This is a genomic window from Leucobacter massiliensis (genome assembly GCF_002982315.1).
Classification (GTDB): Bacteria; Actinomycetota; Actinomycetes; order Actinomycetales; family Microbacteriaceae; genus Leucobacter; species Leucobacter massiliensis.
Window position 1 is genome coordinate 25,762 of record NZ_MWZD01000018.1, and the last position, 18,283, is coordinate 44,044.

Here is an 18,283-nt window from a genome sequence, read left to right on the forward strand (position 1 = left end):
ATCTATGGACTGAGGCCAGAGCCTGACCAGAAGCACGAGTTAACGCTGAAGTGGCCGAACGGAGGTAGCCGAGACGGTCGCTTCATGTACTCCTCAGGACGCTTCGTTCTTCGGTGGGATCGTCCAGCGACGGCAGGTTCCGTGCCCTGGAGCTCGCCAGACCCTTGGCGCATGACTCCTGACCCCGACCCAAGTTCAGTGACACCACTTCGAGGCAACGGTGTAGCACGAACAGACGTCGATGCGATTGCGGCAATCGACTCGTTTAACCAGGCAGGGCATCTCGCTTACCTTGTCGCGGTAAAGCTGAAAGACGAAGATGACGTCCTGCATGTCCGCACATACTTGAAGGACCCCTCGGCTGGCCTCGAGTTCGCGAGCACTGATCTGCTCCCTCGGGAGGTGCAGAAGCTTGTCGATTCACTCAACGTCTCTGTGCCGTCATGCGCATCCCGGATCCTAGGCGGTCAGGCCCCAGACCCTGCCGTTGACGCAGCGATCGCGAAGCTCGAGGAGAACCCAAACCTCCTCCTCATCGGGCCTCCTGGTACCGGTAAGTCTGTCCTGCTGGACAAGCTCGTTCAGCATGTGACAAATCCTGACTTTGAGGTCACATTTGACCCCGATGAAATTTACGACGCATGGAGCGAGCCGGAGGACGAACCTGGTGCAGGCAAGGCCGCTACGGTGGTCTTTCACCCGAGCTACTCCTATGACAATCTCGTGGTCGGTCTTCTGCCTAAGGTCAAGGGCAAGGAAGTTCAGGTGGGGGTGTCCACCGGACCGCTCGTGAATCTCGCGCACTATGCTTCTAGCGGGAATCCGGCGCTCCTGGTGCTCGATGAATTCAATCGCGGTAACGCTGCTGCCATCCTCGGAGACACGCTCGCACTGCTCGACAAGGACAAGCGCGACGTGGCTCACGTTGACCTACCCTCCTACGGACTTCCCATCGACGTTCCTGAAGAGTTCGCCGTAGATAAGAGCGTCCGGGTCGCGTCTCGGTTCGGGTTGCCGCGGAATCTATGGATCGTGGCAGCGATGAACTCCAGCGATCGCAGTGTGGCACCCCTCGACGCGGCCCTTCGTCGCCGATTCTCGATCGTCGAGATTGGGCCGGACTACGAGCTTCTTGCAGCGCAGCTCTCGGCAGATCTCGATGCCGACCTAAGCGACCCGTGGTCGAACTGGACGCCTGGCCATGTCGCTAGCCTGGCCGTCGAATTGTTGCGAGGGATTAACGCCCGAATTGAAGCATCGCTCGGCCGCGACTTCCTCCTCGGCCACTCCAACTTCTGGCATGTCGCAGGCGATTCCGCCGAAGATGCGCTCCGATCCTTGGCCTCAGCGTGGGATCTTCGAGTGGTCCAGACGATGCGTCTCGCGCTCCAGGACGATGACGACACCCTCGCCTTCATTCTCAACGCGGGGAAACCAGAAGACGCTGTCGCAAGTTCTTCGCACGCAGTTTGGTGGCTGGCTGCCGACCCCGCTCACGAGCAGTTCGCTCGTCCACGCCTTGCGTTCAACCCGATTGCTGGGATGCCGTCGGACGAGCTCCATACCGAACTCTCGCGACTCGCCGGGGTTTGAGATGGAGCCGAGGCTGAGGCTTCGTGAGCACGAAGGCGTCAACCTTCCTCGCGAGACCGCTGGATTGGTAATCGACGCTGTCCAAGGACTTGAAGCCCGCCTGCAACCGCGCATTCCTCAGGTGACTCGTACCGAAGGCGTCGTCAAGATAGGCAACCTCATCGGATCGGCCCGGATGGCGGACGGCACGGTTCTCGAAGTTGAGCCGAAGGTGCCGGCCAGCAGTTCCTGGCCGAGCGCCGTCGTGCAGTTGCTCAACAAAGAATCGCGCATCTCCGTGACCGGGTCGCAGCGCTCCCGCCAGGGACACGCCCGCCAAGACCTGACGTCAGTCATTGCGTTCGAATACGCACGTCGTCTCGAAAATGCCATCTCGAAGGACGGCCCACTGCAGCTTTTTGAGCGCTACCGTCTCAACTCGCGCCGGTTGAGCGGGAGACTCGACGTGAGCGCATACACCCGCAATGCTTGGCGCGACCCCATTCTCTTTCCAGTTCAACGGGATCAGCTCACGGTAGCGAATGACTTCGCGCGTGGCCTATCGGTAGTGTCACACGCATTCCGTCGATCAGTGTCAGACAGCGCATTGTCGGCCCAACTGCTTCGACTCGAGTCCGCAGTCATTCCAGGACATCCGCTACCAGAACACATCAACCCTGTAGCGGCCACTCGGCCGATGCCTTCCCAGTGGAAGAATTACCGCCCTGCATGGGACATTGCGGCCGCCGTCCTGCGGAACCGCTCAATCATCAATGACCCAGGGCACTCAATCGGCCTCGAAGTCGCAGTTGAGCCGTGGCCACTTCTCGAGACGCTCTTAGAACGGACCCTCGCGGCCGTCACTCGAGCAGCTCCGAATATCGTGTTCGGCGCGAAGCGACGTTACCCAATCTTGAAGCTCCGCGGCGCGATCGCCGGCTCAGTGGAGCCTGACGGCGTCCTTCGCGATGACACAGGTCAAGTTGTGGCGACATTCGAGGCAAAATATACGTTGCCCAGTACACATCCGAGCGAGGACCATCGCTATCAGGCCCTCGCTACGGCCGCAGTACTGCACTCTCCGATCGCGATACTGGTGTATCCAGGTGCCGAGGAACCTAGGATCTACGACGTCCAAGGATTCAACGGACAACCCATGCAACTGGCAACCATGGGACTGGAGCTTTATGGGTACGAACGCGGCTCAGGGGAAAAGCGTAGAGCAGACGCGGTTCTGAGACTCCTAGGAACCATGGCCGGACGAACGCCCTAACGTCGTCATCACCTCAGGTCGCTGAACGGATCCACGACGCTCTGCACACCGTGCTCCGCACACACGAAGGCGATCCGAACGCCCGTGCCGTCGGCGCTGAGTGACGTGTCGGGCGCGCAGTCGCCGCCACACTCTGAGCACGTCCGGTAGCCGTCGTCCGTCGGCACGCGGATCTCGAGGCCGTCGGGCCCTTCCGTGCGCTCGTAGTCCATGGCCCCATTCTCACCGCATTTCGTGCAGACGGCACTGGATTTCGTGCTGCACTCGTGTCGTCACCGAGGACACCGCGGTGTTGCTTCACGTCGCGATCATCGCAACGATGGAGATACCGGTACGAAACGAGCACGCACATGACGAACCAAAAGAACCCGCAGTCTCCCTCGGGCGAGGCGCACGATGACACTCCGCGCAAGCGCTGGTATCAGCGCCCCTGGTTCATGAGCCCTGACGGGCACAACGTGATGCCGACGAGCTGGATCGGACTGGTCGTCCTCGCCGTCGTCATCGTGGCCGGCGTCGGCATCGTGAACTGGATCGGCTCTCTGTTCTGAGCCGCCTGCTGTCGTCATTGAACGCCCTCCTCCTCGGAAGGGGGCGTTTCGCTTTTCTCCCGTCATACCCATCGTTCGAGATCGTCTGTCGGTGGCTCCTCGTAGCCTGGAGGCGACGACCCGACGCTTTCCCACACCGCGAGGATCTCCCATGGCCATGCGCACCATCGTCCACCACCTCTACCGCGACGCTGGCGACCTCTTGCCCGTCTGCGGCACCATCCCCGGCCCCGACGAGCGGGACCAATGGCACACCGGCCACGTTGTCGACTACCTCGTCGCCTACAAGCGCGTCGGGCACCCGTGCTGCACCCTGTGCTGCGCGGTCGCACTCACACTCATTCAGGCCCACGATGCGGCCTGATCGCACATCGGCGTATCGCGAGACAATGCTGTTGTGACCGGATTCAGTTTCCTCGACGCCGTCTTGGGCGATGCGCCGGCGCTGCCCCTGAAGGTGTCGTCCCGCTCGTTCCGAAGCGCGATCGAAGAAGCGCTCATTCACACGTACACCCGGAACGATCTCGAAGCCGTGTTGGCCGAGGAGCTCAAGCTTCCCTGGCAGAAGCAGGACGTTCAGCCCAGCCACGGAGAGTTCTCCAAGCGCGACCTCATCCGTGCATACACGGAAGGCTGGGAGCTCCCGCGACTCGTCGCTCTTGCGCGTCGCATCGTGAACGAGCTCGAAGTAGCCGGCCAGCTTCGCCTCGACCTGTCGAACCTGCTCGCTGAGCACGATCGCGCTGGCGGTGTCGACGCGCCCGCAAAGAACCTCATTTTCGCGGCGAACGGTCCCAAGCCCGAACTCGTCCTCAGAGACGCCGTCAACAACGACATCGAGATCGTCCGCAATGGTGAGTACTGTCTCGTCTACAACCAGCCCATCCCAACCGACGGCTTGACCTTCGCCCGTCTGATCGAATGGTGGCGCGCACACGAGGGCTTCGAGGAATCCGTATCCGCGCGAGACGTTGGAATCGACCTCCATAAGCGCCTCCGTGCGTCCTTGGGGGAGAATTCCGTCGAACTCCTCGTCTTCGATACCTACGCGGCCCGCTACAAGGACAACCAGTTCGACATCCCGGCGCTGATCCCGCAGGTCTATCTCCATTTCGATCCCGCTACCCAGGCGTCACGACGGGCCGCTGGCGAGAGTGGTAGTCCGTTGGCCCGTCAGAGGATGGACTTCCTTCTCCTGTTCTCCAGCAGGCACCGGGTCGTGCTGGAGGTCGACGGGAAGCAGCACTACTCCACGGGCAATGTGGCGAGCCCCACTTTGTACAGCGAGATGGTGGCCGAGGATCGCCGGCTCCGGCTCGCGGGATACGAGGTTTACCGATTCGGTGGAGCCGAGCTGATGAAAGACGACGCTGCGAAGATGGTCGCCGAGTTCTTCGACCAGCTTGCCGACCGCATGAGGTGAGGCCTCGTCGGTCCGGTCAGCCGCCGGTGCTCTCCTCGGAGAGCACTCGGTGAACGGTGCCCATCGAGACACCGATACCGCTCGCGATGACCCGAATCGACTCCCCGCGGTCGCGTCGAGCCACGATCGCGGCGCGCTTGTCTTCGTCGACGACGGTGGGGCGTCCGCCAACTCTGCCGCGTGCCCTCGCAGCCTCGAGTCCATTCTTCGTCTTGCGCACGATGTCCCGGCGACGGTCTTCTGCCAGCGCGAGCGCGAGATCCAGGATGAGGCTGCGCTCCGTATGTTCTCCTGCTGCGATGCCTTCGAGCACCTTTACCGAGATGCCTCGCTCGAAGAGGTCCGTCAGGACGATCAATCCCTCGAGGAGATTCCTGCCGAGTCGGTCCACCTCCTGAACCGTCAGCATGTCCCCGTCGCGGAGATGCTCGATCGCCTTCTGCAAGCCCGGGCGCTGGTCTACGGCGAGCTTGCCACTGACCTTCTCCTCGAACACCTTCACGCAGATGGGGTCGAGGGCGTCGTGCTGCCGCGCGGTGTCCTGCCCTCGCGTGCTCACCCGAACCAGGCCGATCAATGCCATCAGCGCACCCTTCGTTCAATAAACGTGTTCATCATCTTGAATCGAGACTAGCTGTTTATGAACGAGTTGTTGAACGAGTTGGCCGTGAATTTCCTATCCGTGCGGGCGGACTGTTCAGCGTTCGACAACCGGTCGTTTTCTGAACGTCGTCTCACCTAGAGGCCCAGCTGAGCCCGATAGCGGTCGGTCGTCCAATGGTTCTCGAAGAAGCCGTGCTCATTGCGGAGGTGCATGCGCGTATCGCGCATCGGCGACGACAGCACCGACTCGTACAGCGCGCTCAAGCCGTCCGTCGCAACCCGCCCGATATGGGCGAGGATCTCGATCTGGCCGTTGCTGTGCCCGAGCAGCAGAGGTGCCATGCTGCTCAGCACTTCTTGGGTGTCGTTCTTCGCAGGGCCGAGGTGCACGCCTCCCTCGGCATTTGCGTAATACAGGACGACGTCACGGAGCGCCAAAGGACGGTCGCGGACCATTCCCACCTGCGCCTTCAGGAGGTGCTGGATCGTCGTGATGCTCGGCGTGCTCTGGTCGCCCACGAGCTCCTCGCCGCCGAGCCTGATCAGGTACGGCAGATCGTCGTCGCCCACACTCTCGGGCTTGGTCCACGGGCGGAGGCGGAAATCCATCTGAATCTCCGGCCGGCCCGCACGCACGCGGTCCACGAGCGTATGCCCGTCGACGAAGAGTTTCCGAAGCAGGGGCGCGATTCCGAGCAACTCGTACCGACTGCGCTCCCGCGGCTTCTCGCATCGCCGACGAAGATCCTCGAGCGTCTCCACGAAGAGCCACTCCGCGATCATGATCTCCGGCCCGATCGGCGGCCGGGTCATGACGTCGACGTGATCGGTGCGAGCAGATCGGCCGGCGTCACCTCGAGGCCACGTGCGAGCTTGACGATGACGTCGAGCGTCGGATTGCGTCGCCCTCGCTCCAGACCGCTGACGTAGGTGCGATCCATGCCGACGTGGTGGGCGAAGGACTCCTGAGATCCCCAGCCGCGATCCCGGCGCAATTCCCGAAGATGCTCGCCGAATATTCGACGGTGCTCGGGAACGCTCATAGATCAATGCCAACGGATATGCTGTCTATTAGTCCACGGACTATGAGTCACACTGTTCAGGTGCTACTGGGGAGATGCCCGCCATGACCATCACATCCACGACGCGGATCCGATCCGCTGCCGCCGCGGCGGCCCTTGTCGTTCTCACCGCAGGGCTCGCTGGCTGCGCCGGCGAGGAGGAGCCCGCCGCAGAACCGGTGGCGTCGACCGTCGAGACGCCCGTCGCGACAGAAGAGCCTGCCGAGGCGGTCGAGCTCGCCGCAGACGGCTCGTACGTGTCGTTCAACGACATCGACGTCGTGCTCACCACCATGACGCTCCAGGGCGTCGAGCTCCGAGAGCTGAGCACCGCGTGCATGCCGCAGTTCGTCCAGGAGTACACGCACGACTACGACCCGTCCACGGGTGCCGTGACGCTGAACTATGCCGACACCAGCGAGAAGCAGCTCGCGGCGTCCGACGACGGAGGGATCAGCCTGTACGGCGATGGTGCCGACGACCGCCGAGGCTTTGCGGCTGCGGACTCGGCCGAGGGTGAAGAGCTGGTCGCGGCCTACGAGCAGATGTGCCTGGACAGCTATGGAGAGTTCGAGAACGACGGCCGCTCGTAGCCTCATCACCTACACAGCAAGAACCCCGTGGACGATAGATCCGCGGGGTTCTTGCTGTGCCGTTGGGAGTCAGAGGATGAAATCGATGAGCATCTCACCCGCCCCCAGGCACATCTCGCGATACTCGCGCATCTCGATGTCGGTGTGCACGGAGGAGACATCCACGTCTGCTGTGAGAGCTGCATCCGTGATCGTGGCCCACGTGGTGAGGCTGTCACTATGCTCCGTAGGATTCTCGCCTTCCCACGTCACGATCCAGCTGTCCGCGTACACCGAGTCCTCGTTCGGTGCCACCGAGCCATACCCCTCACCCTCGATGGATCCGATGCACGTGTGCCGCAGGTAGTGCACCCGCCCCCTCTCCAGGTCGACCGACCACGACTCGAGCTCCGGGCTGAACGCCTGGATCGCGCGCAGGTAGAGCGTCGACCCCTCCTCTCCCAATACGATCGGATCGGCGTCGCTGTCGAGCTCGCCCTCGGGTTTCTCGCTCGGTGCGGGCGTCACCGTTGCCGAGAGGTCGTCCAGCTCCTCCGTCCCCTCGGGCGTGGGCTCTTCCGTCGGTTCGGCATCCGACGGGGAGGTCGGCTCCGGGGTCGCGGTCTTCGCAGCAATCGGTTCGACCCCCTCGTTTCCCGGGTAGCTGCAGCCCGCGACGGTGAGCGTCAGGAGCGCCGTAGCCAGACCTGCTGTAATCCTCTTCACGTTTATGCGCCTGCTCCCTTCGTGTCGTTCTCCAGAGCGGCCTTGGTGTTCACGCGCACTCCGGTCTTGCTCTTGAGATTCCGAAGCCCATCCCCGATGAGCTTCGGCGCAATGATGAACATTCCCAGGGCGAGGCCCGCGGCGACTGCGACCCAGATGTTCGTGAAGATGAGCAACGCGAGACCGATGAGCCATCGGACGATCAGGAAGACGGCCGTGTAACCGACGGCGAGCAGAACGAGACGCCAGACCGGCGAATTGGCCTGGAAGCGCTGGTAGTCTGCCCAGGCCGTCCGCAGCAGACCGGAGGTGGCCTCGAAGTCGCCCTTTCGATCCTTCTCCGGCAAGACGATGAGGCCCGCCGTCACCATCGTCGAAACGAGGCGAAAGAGGATCATCGTGGCACCAGTGGACGCGAGTTCCACCCATCCCTGCGTCGAGATCGCCCAGGCCAGAGCCGCGAGCGACCCCATCCCCAGCAGAGTGCCGACGATGTCGTAGGCGCGACTATTCGGCGTGATGTTGACGGTCACGTGCGGCTGGTTGTTGTTGTTCTCGGTCATGCTGTTTTCCTCTCGTGGGAGTCGTCGATGTCGATGTCGTCGGGGATGGCCATCAGCTCGGCCATGGCGAGGATCTCCTCGTCGTCCTCGATGTCGTGCGGGTGAGTCGGTACGGACTCGGGGGTCTGCGCCGGAGCCGGCCCAGAGCTCGTCGCGGTCGCGTGAAGGCCGTCGATGATTCGCATCCCGTCGTCGCGCGCATCGTTCTGCGCCGAGGCGCTCTTCCGGACGGCGGGGGCCTCCCAACCCCAGGCGTAGACCAGCCACGCCGCACGCAGGAGCCCGAGGGCGACCTGGACGTAGATCCAGCTGATCCACCCCGCGGCGTACCAGCCGGACAGGGTCCGCGAACCGATCAGTCCGCCGCTCACCGTCTCGATGACCGAGGCCAGACCGTGGATCGCCCAGAGGTCCCAGCCGAGCGGCCGCCCGATCAGGACACCCAGCGACAGGACTCCGGCGACGAGGAAGTGCCAGACGCGAGGCCGGTGCTTCTCCGCCGCCATCTCGGCTGCCCGGAAGGCAACGAGCGAGACGAGCCATGTGACGCCAAAGCCGACCGGTGTCACGATGCCGTAGACGATCACGTAGGAGACCAGCCCCAGCGCCGACGTCTTCGTGTCGTCGTGGTGCGTCCAGAGGTGGAAGACACCCTTGATCTCGGCCTCGCGGGCGGGTGTGCCGTCGAGTCCCGCCTTGCTGCGCTCGATCTCGCGTGCGCGACGCGTCAGCTGCGCGACGCGTCGAAATGCCGCCGGCTTGTCCAGCCACGTCTTGGAGTTGATCCACGCCGCGCGCTCGGCCTCGTATCGGGTCGGCTCAGGCATGCGGCGTCACCACCCCGAAGGTGGCCGAAGCGCTTGCCGACGGGGCCAGCGGCGTCACGGTCGAGCCCAGGACGAAGCCGACGAGGAAGACGGCTCCGAGGACGAACAGGAGGATGATCCCTCCGAAAATGAGTCGCCACATCGTGGCTCCCTCCGGGTCGCAGATGCCCGGACAGGAAGAAACCCGGGCGGAATGGGGGTGCCAGACCGATGTCGGCACAGGCTCCGCATTCGGGCCTCGGGTTACTGTCCATCCTAGGGTAGTATTGTTGTAAGTGCAACACCATTACATGAGGAGAAGCGCATGAGTCGCATGTCGATCTCGCTGGACGCGGAGTCCCGTCGACGCCTGCAGCATCACGCCGCCGACCGGGGGATCAGTCAGCCCGGCATCCTCGCTCGCGTCCTGGTGGAGCATGGACTCGACGTGCTGGATGCCGCGGACCCCGCGCTCATCGAGCTCGTGGACGAAGCCATGAAGAAAGAACGCGCCCGGCGTCAAGCCGTCGGGCGTGCGGCCATGGAGTCGCGTTACTCGCAGAAAGACGATGATGACGCCGACTGAAAGGCCCCACGATGGCTCTCTTCGACAAGGCTCCGAGGGAGCCTGACTTCACCCCGCCCGTAGAGCGACAGCCCTACGGCGGCTTCTTGATTGACTCGGCGGGCAAGGCCTCCGGCCTCGCCCCGACCGGCCCGCACCTGCTCGTCCTGGCGGGGACCGGTGCAGGCAAATCGCGGCGCGTGCTCGCACCGCAGATCATGATGTGGGACGGCCCCGTCTGCGCTGTCTCCGCCAAGAGCGACCTCGCCGAGATGACTGCCCGCACGCGGGCGCAGCGCGGCGGTCCCATCTACGTGATGGATCTCACCGGTCAAGCCGACTGGACGCAGCTCCCCGACGGAGTGACCCCCGTCGCCAACGACCCGTGCGCGCTCCTGACGCCGGATGCCGACGGCTCGACGGACGACTCGGCTCTCGATCTCGCGACGCTGCTTACGCAGGTCGGCAGCCTCGGCATGGGTGGCGGCCAGACTGGCGGCGACTCAGCGTTCTGGATGACGCTGGCCCTCGGCACGCTCGCCTGCCTGATCCAGGCGGGCGGCTGGTACCCCGACTACTCACAGGATCCGGACAACCCGCCGATGGTCTGGGGCGGCGGCATCGACTGGGTACTGAAGGCGGCGCTGGTCCCGGACGCCGCGGACGACGGTGACGACGAGACCGTCGATCTCACGACCCCCAGCTGGACTGTCGCCGCGACTCGAGCGAGCCTCCTCGGCTCCAGCCATGCAGCAGACGTCGCGTCGGTCCAGAGCCTCGACCCGAAGCAGCGCGACTCGGTGGGCATCAACCTGCGCGTCGCGCTCTCGAGCTGGAAGAAGCGCGCCGTGCGCGGGCGGCCTGGACAAGTCGCATTCACCCCGCAGCTGTTGGAAGACCCGCGCGCGACGTTCTACCTCGTCTCCCCGTCATCGGGCAGCGCCGCGGGAGCCGCGACGTCGGTGATCGAGAGCCTCGTCGAGCACTGGAAGATCCACGCGATTCCGCGGGGCCTGCCTAAGATCGCGATGGTGATCGACGAGTGCCCGCAGATCTGCCCGATCCCGCGGCTCTCCGAGCACATCGGCCTGATGCGCTCGTACGGCATGCACTTCACGGTCGCAGCTCAGCACACCTCGCAGTTCGAGAAGCGTTTCGGCAAGGTGGAGGTGGACGTCCTGCGCAACGTCTTCCCGGCGATCCTCATCGGCATCGGTGCGATCGAGCGGGACATCGTGGAGACGGCCGCCTGGACGCAGCCACCGAGCGAGCGCCCAGCGGGATCCACGGACGCGAGTGGTCGTCAGCAGAGCCTCTCCACGGAGCGGGGCGAGGTGCTCCACGCCGCCGAGCTCCTGCCGCGTCACCAGGGCGAGGGACGGCTCCTGATTCGTGGTCTCGCGGGCATGAAGGTCAAGCTCGGCGACTTCACCAAGATGGTCCGCTGACGGCCTCGTAGGCAATCGGCGCTCGAAGACCCCAGCAGCCTGGCTGCTGGGGTCTTCGAGCGTCTCGGGGCGGTGCCTACTCCTCTGGCAACAGCTTCGAGCAGCCGTCGTAGTGGAGTCGTGTGCTGTCGCCCGTAGGCGTCTCTCCGCCGCACTCCAGGCAGATGTCGTAGCCACCCACCCCGTAGAGCGTGTCGCGGCTCGTACTGAGGATGCTCACGGCTACATCCCCATGCCGCGGGACTGCTGCTGTCCCTTGGACTGCTGCGCGGCAGCGCGCTGACGCGCCTGCTGTTGAACCCTCCGCGCCTCGGCGAGGCGCTGCTGGCCGGCCGAGCGCTGCGCCTGAGCAGAGCGCTGCGCGGCCGTAGCCTGCTTCTTCTGGTTGCCCTGCTGCTGAATCGACATCGTCGTGCCTCCCTGTTCTGCGAGCGCTGCCCGCTGCTTCTGTCCTGCTGCCTTCAGGCGCTGGCGCTGGGCCATCGCCTCTCGGTACTCGGGCGAGGTCTCTCCGAACCTCGCCGCCGCCTTCTTCTGACCGTCGCGCTCGACGGCCGCGCGGACCTTCTTCACCTCACGGTCGTCGACCTTCGGCTGAGCCATGTCCTTCCTCCCTGCTGTCCTGCTATTCCAAACCGAAGCTGTCGTTGCTGGCCTGATGCATCTCCTCCCTCGTGATCCGCGTGCGAGCCGTGCGAGCGTCGTCCAACAGCTGCCGGCCCTGACTCTTCGTCTCAGAGCGCACCTTGTCCTCGTGAGCCGTCTGGGTCTCGAGGAACGTCTCGTCCGGCGGGTGCAGCTCCGACGGCTTCACAGATCCGGGCTTAACACGGTGGTACCGACGACCGCCGGCGACGACCTCCTCGACCGTTCCTCGCATCGCGAACGCGCGCTGGCCGGCGATGACGGTGCCCATGCCACCCGAAGCATTCGCCATTCGGGCGACTTCCGCGCGCGTGTAGGGCACGAGCGTCGTCGGGGTCTGATTCTCGCCGGATCGCGCCGCCCTCAGATGCAGACCTCGCTGCCCTCGAGCCAACGGGTCCTCTGCGCGAACCTGCGCGTCGACGAACACGCGCCCCTTGTTGTCCTCGCCGGCGACCAAGACGACGAGTTCGGCCTCGGTCGGTCGACTCCCGCGAGGGTGGTGCGGTCGCTGCGGATCCAGGGGCTCCCGTGGGAGCTTTACCGCCGCAATCGAACGGTCGCCCGCACCGGCCATCACGGCCTGGGCCCTCAGGCGCGCTTGCGTGGCTGGGTACTGCGCAGCGGCGATTCGGACCGCGTCGACGGAGAGATCTCCCGCTGCGATTTCGTCGCGCAGCCGGTCGGCCGTCCTCGAAGCGATCAATTGCTCGGCAGTGAGATTCTGCCGTTCCTTGAAGTCGGCCAGCGTTCCGTACGGATGATCCGTCGTGTAGTAATCCGTCAACGACTTGGCTACGCCCTTGGACTTCTCCGCCTGTTCGTCTGCATCACGGCCCGCTTCCTGCTCGGCTGGACCTCGACCCGCTTTCTGCTTGTACTGGCTCGCGAGAGCCGACTTCTCGACGTACTGCTGGAGCACCGCCTGCATCTCCGGGTGCAGGTAGGGGGCGAACGCGCCGAGGCTCCTCTCGCCGATGCCGCCCACGCCGTCCTTGTCCCGGAGGCGCGCGATGAACTCGGCGTCGACGACGAAGCCACGCGACTCGTAATCCTCCTCAAGCTGCGCCAGCGCGGCGACGCGGCGCTGCGCGCGAGCCTTCGAGAAGTGCGCATTGCGCAGGGTCGATCGGAACGGCTTCGGAGCTGGCTCCGACTCAAGCGTCGGTTCCACGACGGGCTCGCTGAACGGCAGACCCGCGGCGTTGCCGTCAATCGACGCAGAGCTACCGGCTGCGATTGCCGCCTCGTGCGCCCGGAAGATGTCGTCGTAGGAGCGTGGGGTCGATGCCGGAGCCTCCGCCGCCTTCTGCAACGCCACGTTCTTGTCGATCGCCGCCTCGACGTCCTTGACGCGGAACCCGACGCCGAGCCCGGTGCCCCGGCGTCGGTGCGCCCGCGCCGGCTCCGACAGCGACCCGTCGGGCTCCACGAGCATCATGCCGTAGACGACGTCCTGGCCGCGACGACCGATCGTCACGCCGTTCTGACGCCCGAGCTCCTGGATCTCATCCCATGACTGTGCGCGAGGATCGGCGAGCACCTCGCGGACGCGGCCCTCGAGCTCGATCTCGGAGAACCGCTCCGGCACGGGCACCGCGCCCACGTCGAGGGCCGCCTCACGCTCGATCTTGTTGAGCTGGTACAGCTCGTACTCGCGCTGACGACGATCCTCACGCTTCTGCGCATGCAACTGCGCCTTGGCCTCAGGCTCCAGCCCGGAGCGGCTGACGCTGTCCTGGATGCGCACTGAGTTCTCGGCCGCGATCAGTCGCCGCTGGAGCTGTGAGGGGCTGATCCCCTCGGGCGCACTCTGGAGCGCCTCTGCTCGACGCTGCTCGACCTCCTGCGCCGCTGACCGGGTCAGCTCCTGCATGTCTGCGCGCTGGGTGAACCCCTGCTCAGCCAGAACCCGGTCGTGGGCGATCGCCATGCGCGAGTGGGTGAACGCGTTGGAGTCGAGACTCTTCCCGGTGACCGGGTGAACGGCCCCGATGATGATGTGGTTGTGGACGTGACCGGTCCGGCCGTTCACCTCGGTCGCGACGAGCACGGGGTGACCGGGTGCCCGGTCAGCAGCCAGAGCCTGACCGTATCGCTGAGCCCTCGCCCACGACTCCGGATCCTCTGGGTCGAGCTCGTCGCGGCCGAAGCTCTCGACGAGTGAGTATGCCTGGACGTACTTCGACTCGTACTGGACGTGCCCGAACGCGTTCTTCTCGACGACAGGGTTTCCATGCTCGTCGCGCACGACGGTGCCGTCCTTGACGAGGTGCCGAGGGCGAACGCCGTCTTTGCCGTGGGCCTCGCGAATGGCCAGGAGGTGCTGCTCGAACAGCGGCGCGGGAGCGCCCACCGCGGAGATGGCGACGTAGCCTTTTCCGGCGTACTTCACCGTGGCGGCGCTGCGCCGGGTCGACTGAGCGGAGACGGTGGCCACTACGCCGCCTCCTGTCCGTCCTTCGCTACCGCTCCGGCCGATGCTGCCGAGATGAAGTCGAGGAGCAGAGCCTCCATGCGATCCACGGTCGCCTTAGACTCCTGCACGGCCGTGAACGCGTCGCGGACCTCCTCCCGGGTCACACCCTCGTCGAAGTTGAGCTTGCGGAGGATCACGTACAGCGAGCCTTGCGAGTGCGACAGCCGGTTACGGCACTCCGTGAGCCCGTTCCAGACCTCGTCAGGCAGCTCGAAGGTGCCCGAGGCCGCCCAGGCTTCCGGCTGTCCTGCCAGCACCTGCGCCGCACGATGGTTCTCCGTCAGCAGCAGACGCAGCGCCTTCGAGAAGGGAACCTGCTCGGCCTCCACGCCATGAATCTTCCCCAGCGCCGCACGCATCGCCGCGACTGCGGCTTCCTCGTCCTCGCTGAAGCGCAGCGTGCGGCGCAGCCCGTAGTTCATGGGCTTCGGTCGCCGCGGCTTCCCTTGCCGACCTCGATGTGGCCCAGACGTCACCTCCATCATGCTTTGGACCTCCATTCACGTCGCGCCGGTCAATACCCCAGGGGGGTATAACCATAGTACTCCGTGACGATGCGACATGGGGCTTCCATCAGGGATTTTTGCTGTAGGGGCCACACGGGCCACAAGAGCGAGAACCAGTTTGATCCGTCAGACAAATGACGGCGCTTCGCCCCGTCATTTGCTGACGAATCCTGGTTCATTCGCGCTTCGCGCTCAGAGAAAATGCGGCTCCGCCAGCCCTCCCCACCTGCGGTGGGGCCCCCAAGGGACTGGCTCCACCAGAAGGCGAAAATGGAGAGCGAGGATACGAAAATGCCGCCTCGGACTCTGTCGAATCCAAGGCGGCATTTTCGTCCGGAGCGAGGCTCATCCGCTGAGCGACGTGGGGTAGCCGCCTCTCTCAGCGTCTGCCTGTCCACGCTCCGCCTGCAGCACGAGCTCCTCGAATCGCTCGGCGAGCCGAGCAATGCGATGTCCCTCGTCGCGGTCGGTCTTCACGAGGATGGGTGAGCCGTCCTTCGTGCGCATGAGTTCGCCCTCCTTCGTGCGACGCTCCGTCATCTCTGCATCGATGCCGAAGTGGCGATAGAGCATCTCCACGAACTCTGCGCGGGTGCGTCCTGCATGCTTCACCGCCTCGTCGATCGCATCGTCGTACTCGCGCTGCTGCTGCTCTGCGGCCTTGAGCTCTGCGGCGATCTCCTTTGCCCTGGCCTTCGGGTCGAAACGCTTGGTCATGCTCTGTCTCCTTCGTGATTCTCTTGCCGTCGATGAGGGGTGGTGGCCTTGGTGCTGTCCGCAGCGGGAGCGGAGGCGGCACAGGGCTCGGACGGAGCGGGAGCGGAGGCCGGGAGGTGCCTCGGCCTCCGCTCTCGATCAGGCGGCGAACGCCTCGGGTGCGACAGCCCGAGCGCGAGCCAGGCGGCGCTGCACGGTGCTCTCGCTCGCCGCGTGGCCGGCGTCGCTGAGAGCTTGCATCAGGCCGCGACGGGTGACGTCCTGGCCTGCGCGGGCGCGCTCGACGATCCACGAGATCTGCTCCTGCGGGTCGGTCGGGATCTCCTCGACAAGGACGGTCAGCTCCTCGTCAGCAGGACTCTCAGCACCGTCGTGAGGGGAGGTCGTGACCGGGTCGGGAGTCACCTCCGCAGTCACGGGGGCCGTCACGACGCCGGTCACCGGAGCGGGGGTGAACCTCTCCTGACCGTCGGTGACGAGGTCAGTGACCGGGGTAGCGGTCACCTTCGTCTCGGCTTCGACGGCTGTGACCGTCTCGTCAACGACGGGACGCGTCACCTCGTCACCGACGCCGTCGGGCGACGTCACCGCGGTCGCGGTGACCGGGACGGGCGTCAGGAGACGCACGAGCATCTCGCTGGCCAGCAGGAGGCCGATGGGCGGGATCGCGCCGACGCAGATCGCCACGGTCAGGCTGATGCCCTGCGCGCCGTCGTACACGGCCGCCGTGTGGATCCCGTTGCCGACGACGGAGAACAGGGCGAACAGGATCAGTGCTGCCCACGGCAGGGCCAGCGCACGGCGACCGCGGTCGCGCTGGGTGAAGATCACCAGCATCGCCGTGACGATCGTTCCGTCGACGATCAGCGGCCACGCCCAGGTCATCTGCGCCGGGATCCCCGCCCGCGCGGCCAGGTCTTGCAGCACGGCGAACGACAGGCCAAACGCGAGCAGGGTCACGGTCAGCACCAGGATCATCGCGGAGCTGACGAGCCAGCGAGGGGCGCGGCGGTGGCTATGGGCGGTCATGCTGCTGCACGCTCCTCAGGATCGATGGTGGTTGGGGCAATCGGGGGCAGAGTCGACGGCGCGACTCCTGCACGGCGGACGCCGCGGTAGTTCAGCTGCAGGACAGGCTTGGAGCGCATGTCAGGGTCCATGCCCTTGTAGGTCGGGTTCAGCCAGCTCTTCAGCTCGTACTCGTGGATGAGCAGCTCCGGCTCGTCCATGTGCGTGCTCGTCCGCACGCTCCGGCTCTTGTCCGTGCAATACCACTGGTCGTCCGTCTGGAGGATCTGCACGAGGTCTTGGACGAATCGCTTGTGCTCTACCGGCGATCCGGAGGGATTCACCGAGGCGAACCACGCCTTGTAGAGGTCGTAGAGGAAGGTGAACGGCAGCAGGTCCCAGACGAACCGTTCGCGGAACTCGTTCCAGTACGCCCGCACGGGGTCGTTCCACTCCTTGTACTCCTCGAGGACGCGCCTCGTCGCCTCCGGCTCGGAGAGCTGGTAGTAGCTACCCGGCGTCGTGCTGCCGGCGACGTGCAAGACGTACCAGAGTGCGTACTCGAGGACATCGCGGCGCGCGAGGTAGTCGTCCTTGATGTACTTCCGCTCACGTCCCGTGAAGCTCTTCTCGAAGGGAACGAACAGCTGACGCCGGTAGAGCGACCCCGACTTGTCTTTCACACGCGGCATCTCGTTGAGGCACTGCACCATCAGGCCGTAGAACTGGAAGGCCACCGGCATCCGGTACTTGCGGTTGATCTGGATGACGTCGTTGGTGACGATCGCCTTGAGGTTGGCAGCCTTGTCGATGTAGGTGCCGACGTCGTTCTCGTCCACGATGATCGCGTTGACTTTCATCAGCGGCTCGAGGGCGAACTCCTTGCCGAGCTCCGACAGCGGGATCGAGGTGTGCGATTCGTGCCCGACGAGGTTTCGCATCAGGGCGCAGAGCGTGCCCTTGCCGTTGTTGCCGACCTCGGAGTAGAACCACGCAGCCTTGCCCCACCGGACGTGCGGCCGGATGATCGCGCCGAGGATCTCCCAGAGCAGCTCGGGGATGCCTGGTTCGTCGGAGAGCTCTTCGATCCAGGACTCGATGTCCCAGACAGTGCCGTCCTCGGGATGGGTGATCACCACCTTGGGCGCGTCCGGGACGTAGTCGACGTGGCTCTTCCGCATCGACACGATGCTCGGGTCGAAGGGGTGCAGGACCTTGGTCTTGTAGTCGAAGATCCCGTTGCGCACGAAGATCTTGTCGGCGTCCGCACACACGGTCCGACGAGGAGCGTCTTCACGAAGCGCCGCCTCGATCTCCTTGAACTCGTTGACGGAAATGCCGACGTTGTATCGGCGAGCCGTCGCGCGGATCGCATCCTCGCTGCTCGTGTAGGTCCCCTCGGCAGGCCCCGACGACACGTACATCGCCGTGATGTCGTACTCGCGGTCGACGCTCTTGTTGCTGGGCGAGACGCGGATGACGTGGTGGAGGCGGATCAGAATCTGCGCCACCTGCCAAGGCGTGAGCGACCTGGCCGGGAAATGCTTCTCCTGCGCGCTGCGGATCTCAGCGTTCTGCAGCATGAGCGCCTCGTTGAGCATGGTCAGCAGCGTGCGCTCCACGTCGCGAGGGCTCGGGGTGTCGACGGCAGACAGCTGCCCGACCTGGTCGAGGTAGGCGGTCGTCACCCGCTCGATGATCTGACCGCGGGGCAGGGGCCCCTCGGCAGCTAGGTCGGTTGACACGGTCATCAACGCCTCGGCAA

Annotated in this window: 23 protein-coding genes; 8 read left to right on the forward strand and 15 right to left on the reverse strand. The window is 64.9% G+C overall.

Annotated features, from left to right (window positions below; all coding sequences use genetic code 11):
* Positions 1 to 171: 171 nt before the first annotated feature.
* Complete coding sequence (locus B4915_RS10900) at positions 172 to 1,593, forward strand: AAA family ATPase (protein ID WP_181158554.1); 1,422 nt, start codon at positions 172 to 174, stop codon at positions 1,591 to 1,593.
* A gap of 1 nt (position 1,594) precedes the next feature.
* Positions 1,595 to 2,845, forward strand: a complete 1,251-nt coding sequence (locus B4915_RS10905; protein ID WP_181158555.1) for a 5-methylcytosine restriction system specificity protein McrC — start codon at positions 1,595 to 1,597, stop codon at positions 2,843 to 2,845.
* Positions 2,846 to 2,853: 8 nt separating this feature from the next.
* Here the strand turns inward: B4915_RS10905 and B4915_RS10910 are convergent, their stop codons facing one another.
* Positions 2,854 to 3,057, reverse strand: coding sequence for a hypothetical protein (locus tag B4915_RS10910; RefSeq protein WP_105805853.1), 204 nt, complete (start codon positions 3,055 to 3,057; stop codon positions 2,854 to 2,856).
* 138 nt (positions 3,058 to 3,195) lie between these two features.
* Between B4915_RS10910 and B4915_RS10915 the strand changes: the two genes are divergently transcribed.
* The 3 genes from B4915_RS10915 (at position 3,196) to B4915_RS10925 (ending at position 4,819) form a co-directional block, all read left to right on the forward strand.
* Positions 3,196 to 3,396, forward strand: a complete 201-nt coding sequence (locus tag B4915_RS10915; RefSeq protein WP_105805854.1) for a hypothetical protein — start codon at positions 3,196 to 3,198, stop codon at positions 3,394 to 3,396.
* Between the two features lie 151 nt (positions 3,397 to 3,547).
* Positions 3,548 to 3,760, forward strand: coding sequence for a hypothetical protein (locus B4915_RS10920; protein WP_105805855.1), 213 nt, complete (start codon positions 3,548 to 3,550; stop codon positions 3,758 to 3,760).
* Between the two features lie 33 nt (positions 3,761 to 3,793).
* The gene (locus tag B4915_RS10925; RefSeq protein ID WP_105805856.1) at positions 3,794 to 4,819 is read left to right on the forward strand and encodes a hypothetical protein; all 1,026 of its coding nucleotides are present in this window, start codon (positions 3,794 to 3,796) and stop codon (positions 4,817 to 4,819) included.
* Positions 4,820 to 4,835: 16 nt separating this feature from the next.
* On the opposite strand, the gene B4915_RS10930 is transcribed toward B4915_RS10925, so the two are convergent.
* The 3 genes from B4915_RS10930 to B4915_RS10940 form a co-directional block, all read right to left on the reverse strand.
* A complete protein-coding gene (locus tag B4915_RS10930; RefSeq protein ID WP_105805857.1) occupies positions 4,836 to 5,402 on the reverse strand; it encodes a recombinase family protein in 567 nt (188 codons plus the stop codon).
* 155 nt (positions 5,403 to 5,557) lie between these two features.
* Positions 5,558 to 6,235 (reverse strand): hypothetical protein, encoded by a 678-nt coding sequence (locus B4915_RS10935; protein ID WP_105805858.1) that lies wholly within the window; start codon positions 6,233 to 6,235, stop codon positions 5,558 to 5,560.
* Complete coding sequence (locus B4915_RS10940; protein WP_105805859.1) at positions 6,232 to 6,465, reverse strand: helix-turn-helix domain-containing protein; 234 nt, start codon at positions 6,463 to 6,465, stop codon at positions 6,232 to 6,234. Before B4915_RS10940 ends, B4915_RS10935 begins: the two co-directional genes overlap by 4 nt.
* Before the next feature lie 83 nt (positions 6,466 to 6,548).
* On the opposite strand from B4915_RS10940, the gene B4915_RS10945 reads away from it, so the two are divergent.
* Positions 6,549 to 7,076 (forward strand): hypothetical protein, encoded by a 528-nt coding sequence (locus B4915_RS10945; RefSeq protein WP_146120086.1) that lies wholly within the window; start codon positions 6,549 to 6,551, stop codon positions 7,074 to 7,076.
* A gap of 69 nt (positions 7,077 to 7,145) precedes the next feature.
* Here B4915_RS10945 and B4915_RS10950 read toward each other — a convergent pair whose 3' ends face one another.
* Genes B4915_RS10950 through B4915_RS14715 form a run of 4 tightly spaced genes read right to left on the reverse strand, consistent with a single transcriptional unit; the run spans position 7,146 to position 9,313 of the window.
* On the reverse strand, positions 7,146 to 7,781 hold the full coding sequence (locus tag B4915_RS10950) for a hypothetical protein (protein WP_146120087.1): 636 nt from the start codon (positions 7,779 to 7,781) through the stop codon (positions 7,146 to 7,148).
* 2 nt (positions 7,782 to 7,783) lie between these two features.
* On the reverse strand, positions 7,784 to 8,344 hold the full coding sequence (locus B4915_RS10955) for a hypothetical protein (RefSeq protein WP_105805862.1): 561 nt from the start codon (positions 8,342 to 8,344) through the stop codon (positions 7,784 to 7,786).
* Positions 8,341 to 9,171, reverse strand: coding sequence for a hypothetical protein (locus tag B4915_RS10960; protein ID WP_105805863.1), 831 nt, complete (start codon positions 9,169 to 9,171; stop codon positions 8,341 to 8,343). Before B4915_RS10960 ends, B4915_RS10955 begins: the two co-directional genes overlap by 4 nt.
* Positions 9,164 to 9,313, reverse strand: coding sequence for a hypothetical protein (locus B4915_RS14715; protein WP_181158556.1), 150 nt, complete (start codon positions 9,311 to 9,313; stop codon positions 9,164 to 9,166). Before B4915_RS14715 ends, B4915_RS10960 begins: the two co-directional genes overlap by 8 nt.
* Before the next feature lie 162 nt (positions 9,314 to 9,475).
* Between B4915_RS14715 and B4915_RS10965 the strand changes: the two genes are divergently transcribed.
* Together B4915_RS10965 and B4915_RS10970 are read left to right on the forward strand one after the other, a co-directional pair.
* Positions 9,476 to 9,736 carry a hypothetical protein gene (locus tag B4915_RS10965; RefSeq protein ID WP_105805864.1) on the forward strand — a complete coding sequence of 87 codons (261 nt, stop codon included), beginning with the start codon at positions 9,476 to 9,478 and terminating at the stop codon, positions 9,734 to 9,736.
* An 11-nt stretch (positions 9,737 to 9,747) separates the two neighbouring features.
* Positions 9,748 to 11,163 (forward strand): type IV secretory system conjugative DNA transfer family protein, encoded by a 1,416-nt coding sequence (locus B4915_RS10970; protein ID WP_105805865.1) that lies wholly within the window; start codon positions 9,748 to 9,750, stop codon positions 11,161 to 11,163.
* Positions 11,164 to 11,239: 76 nt separating this feature from the next.
* Here B4915_RS10970 and B4915_RS14720 read toward each other — a convergent pair whose 3' ends face one another.
* From B4915_RS14720 to B4915_RS11000, 7 genes are all read right to left on the reverse strand, one after another.
* Entirely contained in the window at positions 11,240 to 11,383 is a 144-nt protein-coding gene (locus B4915_RS14720; protein WP_181158557.1) for a hypothetical protein, read from the reverse strand.
* A 2-nt stretch (positions 11,384 to 11,385) separates the two neighbouring features.
* Entirely contained in the window at positions 11,386 to 11,766 is a 381-nt protein-coding gene (locus B4915_RS10975; RefSeq protein ID WP_105805866.1) for a hypothetical protein, read from the reverse strand.
* A gap of 22 nt (positions 11,767 to 11,788) precedes the next feature.
* On the reverse strand, positions 11,789 to 14,248 hold the full coding sequence (locus tag B4915_RS10980; RefSeq protein WP_181158558.1) for a relaxase/mobilization nuclease domain-containing protein: 2,460 nt from the start codon (positions 14,246 to 14,248) through the stop codon (positions 11,789 to 11,791).
* Positions 14,248 to 14,709, reverse strand: coding sequence for a hypothetical protein (locus B4915_RS10985; protein ID WP_105805868.1), 462 nt, complete (start codon positions 14,707 to 14,709; stop codon positions 14,248 to 14,250). The genes B4915_RS10980 and B4915_RS10985 overlap by 1 nt, the downstream gene beginning before the upstream one ends.
* A 429-nt stretch (positions 14,710 to 15,138) precedes the next feature.
* Positions 15,139 to 15,510: a hypothetical protein gene (locus B4915_RS10990; RefSeq protein WP_105805869.1), complete on the reverse strand. Its 372-nt coding sequence runs from the start codon at positions 15,508 to 15,510 to the stop codon at positions 15,139 to 15,141.
* 138 nt (positions 15,511 to 15,648) lie between these two features.
* The gene (locus tag B4915_RS10995) at positions 15,649 to 16,539 is read right to left on the reverse strand and encodes a DUF2637 domain-containing protein (protein ID WP_105805870.1); all 891 of its coding nucleotides are present in this window, start codon (positions 16,537 to 16,539) and stop codon (positions 15,649 to 15,651) included.
* The gene (locus B4915_RS11000; RefSeq protein ID WP_219845114.1) at positions 16,536 to 18,269 is read right to left on the reverse strand and encodes a DNA primase family protein; all 1,734 of its coding nucleotides are present in this window, start codon (positions 18,267 to 18,269) and stop codon (positions 16,536 to 16,538) included. Before B4915_RS11000 ends, B4915_RS10995 begins: the two co-directional genes overlap by 4 nt.
* Positions 18,270 to 18,283 lie beyond the last annotated feature (14 nt).

Bases quoted from the DNA above. Each gene is read 5' to 3' on its own strand.
- B4915_RS10900 (WP_181158554.1), top strand. From the start codon at position 172: ATGACTCCTGACCCCGACCCAAGTTCAGTGACACCACTTCGAGGCAAC.
- B4915_RS10905 (WP_181158555.1), top strand. From the start codon at position 1,595: ATGGAGCCGAGGCTGAGGCTTCGTGAGCACGAAGGCGTCAACCTTCCT.
- B4915_RS10910 (WP_105805853.1), bottom strand. From the start codon at position 3,057: ATGGACTACGAGCGCACGGAAGGGCCCGACGGCCTCGAGATCCGCGTG.
- B4915_RS10915 (WP_105805854.1), top strand. From the start codon at position 3,196: ATGACGAACCAAAAGAACCCGCAGTCTCCCTCGGGCGAGGCGCACGAT.
- B4915_RS10920 (WP_105805855.1), top strand. From the start codon at position 3,548: ATGGCCATGCGCACCATCGTCCACCACCTCTACCGCGACGCTGGCGAC.
- B4915_RS10930 (WP_105805857.1), bottom strand. From the start codon at position 5,402: ATGGCATTGATCGGCCTGGTTCGGGTGAGCACGCGAGGGCAGGACACC.
- B4915_RS10935 (WP_105805858.1), bottom strand. From the start codon at position 6,235: ATGACCCGGCCGCCGATCGGGCCGGAGATCATGATCGCGGAGTGGCTC.
- B4915_RS10940 (WP_105805859.1), bottom strand. From the start codon at position 6,465: ATGAGCGTTCCCGAGCACCGTCGAATATTCGGCGAGCATCTTCGGGAA.
- B4915_RS10945 (WP_146120086.1), top strand. From the start codon at position 6,549: ATGACCATCACATCCACGACGCGGATCCGATCCGCTGCCGCCGCGGCG.
- B4915_RS10955 (WP_105805862.1), bottom strand. From the start codon at position 8,344: ATGACCGAGAACAACAACAACCAGCCGCACGTGACCGTCAACATCACG.
- B4915_RS10960 (WP_105805863.1), bottom strand. From the start codon at position 9,171: ATGCCTGAGCCGACCCGATACGAGGCCGAGCGCGCGGCGTGGATCAAC.
- B4915_RS14715 (WP_181158556.1), bottom strand. From the start codon at position 9,313: ATGTGGCGACTCATTTTCGGAGGGATCATCCTCCTGTTCGTCCTCGGA.
- B4915_RS10965 (WP_105805864.1), top strand. From the start codon at position 9,476: ATGAGTCGCATGTCGATCTCGCTGGACGCGGAGTCCCGTCGACGCCTG.
- B4915_RS10970 (WP_105805865.1), top strand. From the start codon at position 9,748: ATGGCTCTCTTCGACAAGGCTCCGAGGGAGCCTGACTTCACCCCGCCC.
- B4915_RS10975 (WP_105805866.1), bottom strand. From the start codon at position 11,766: ATGGCTCAGCCGAAGGTCGACGACCGTGAGGTGAAGAAGGTCCGCGCG.
- B4915_RS10985 (WP_105805868.1), bottom strand. From the start codon at position 14,709: ATGAACTACGGGCTGCGCCGCACGCTGCGCTTCAGCGAGGACGAGGAA.
- B4915_RS10990 (WP_105805869.1), bottom strand. From the start codon at position 15,510: ATGACCAAGCGTTTCGACCCGAAGGCCAGGGCAAAGGAGATCGCCGCA.
- B4915_RS10995 (WP_105805870.1), bottom strand. From the start codon at position 16,539: ATGACCGCCCATAGCCACCGCCGCGCCCCTCGCTGGCTCGTCAGCTCC.
- B4915_RS11000 (WP_219845114.1), bottom strand. From the start codon at position 18,269: ATGACCGTGTCAACCGACCTAGCTGCCGAGGGGCCCCTGCCCCGCGGT.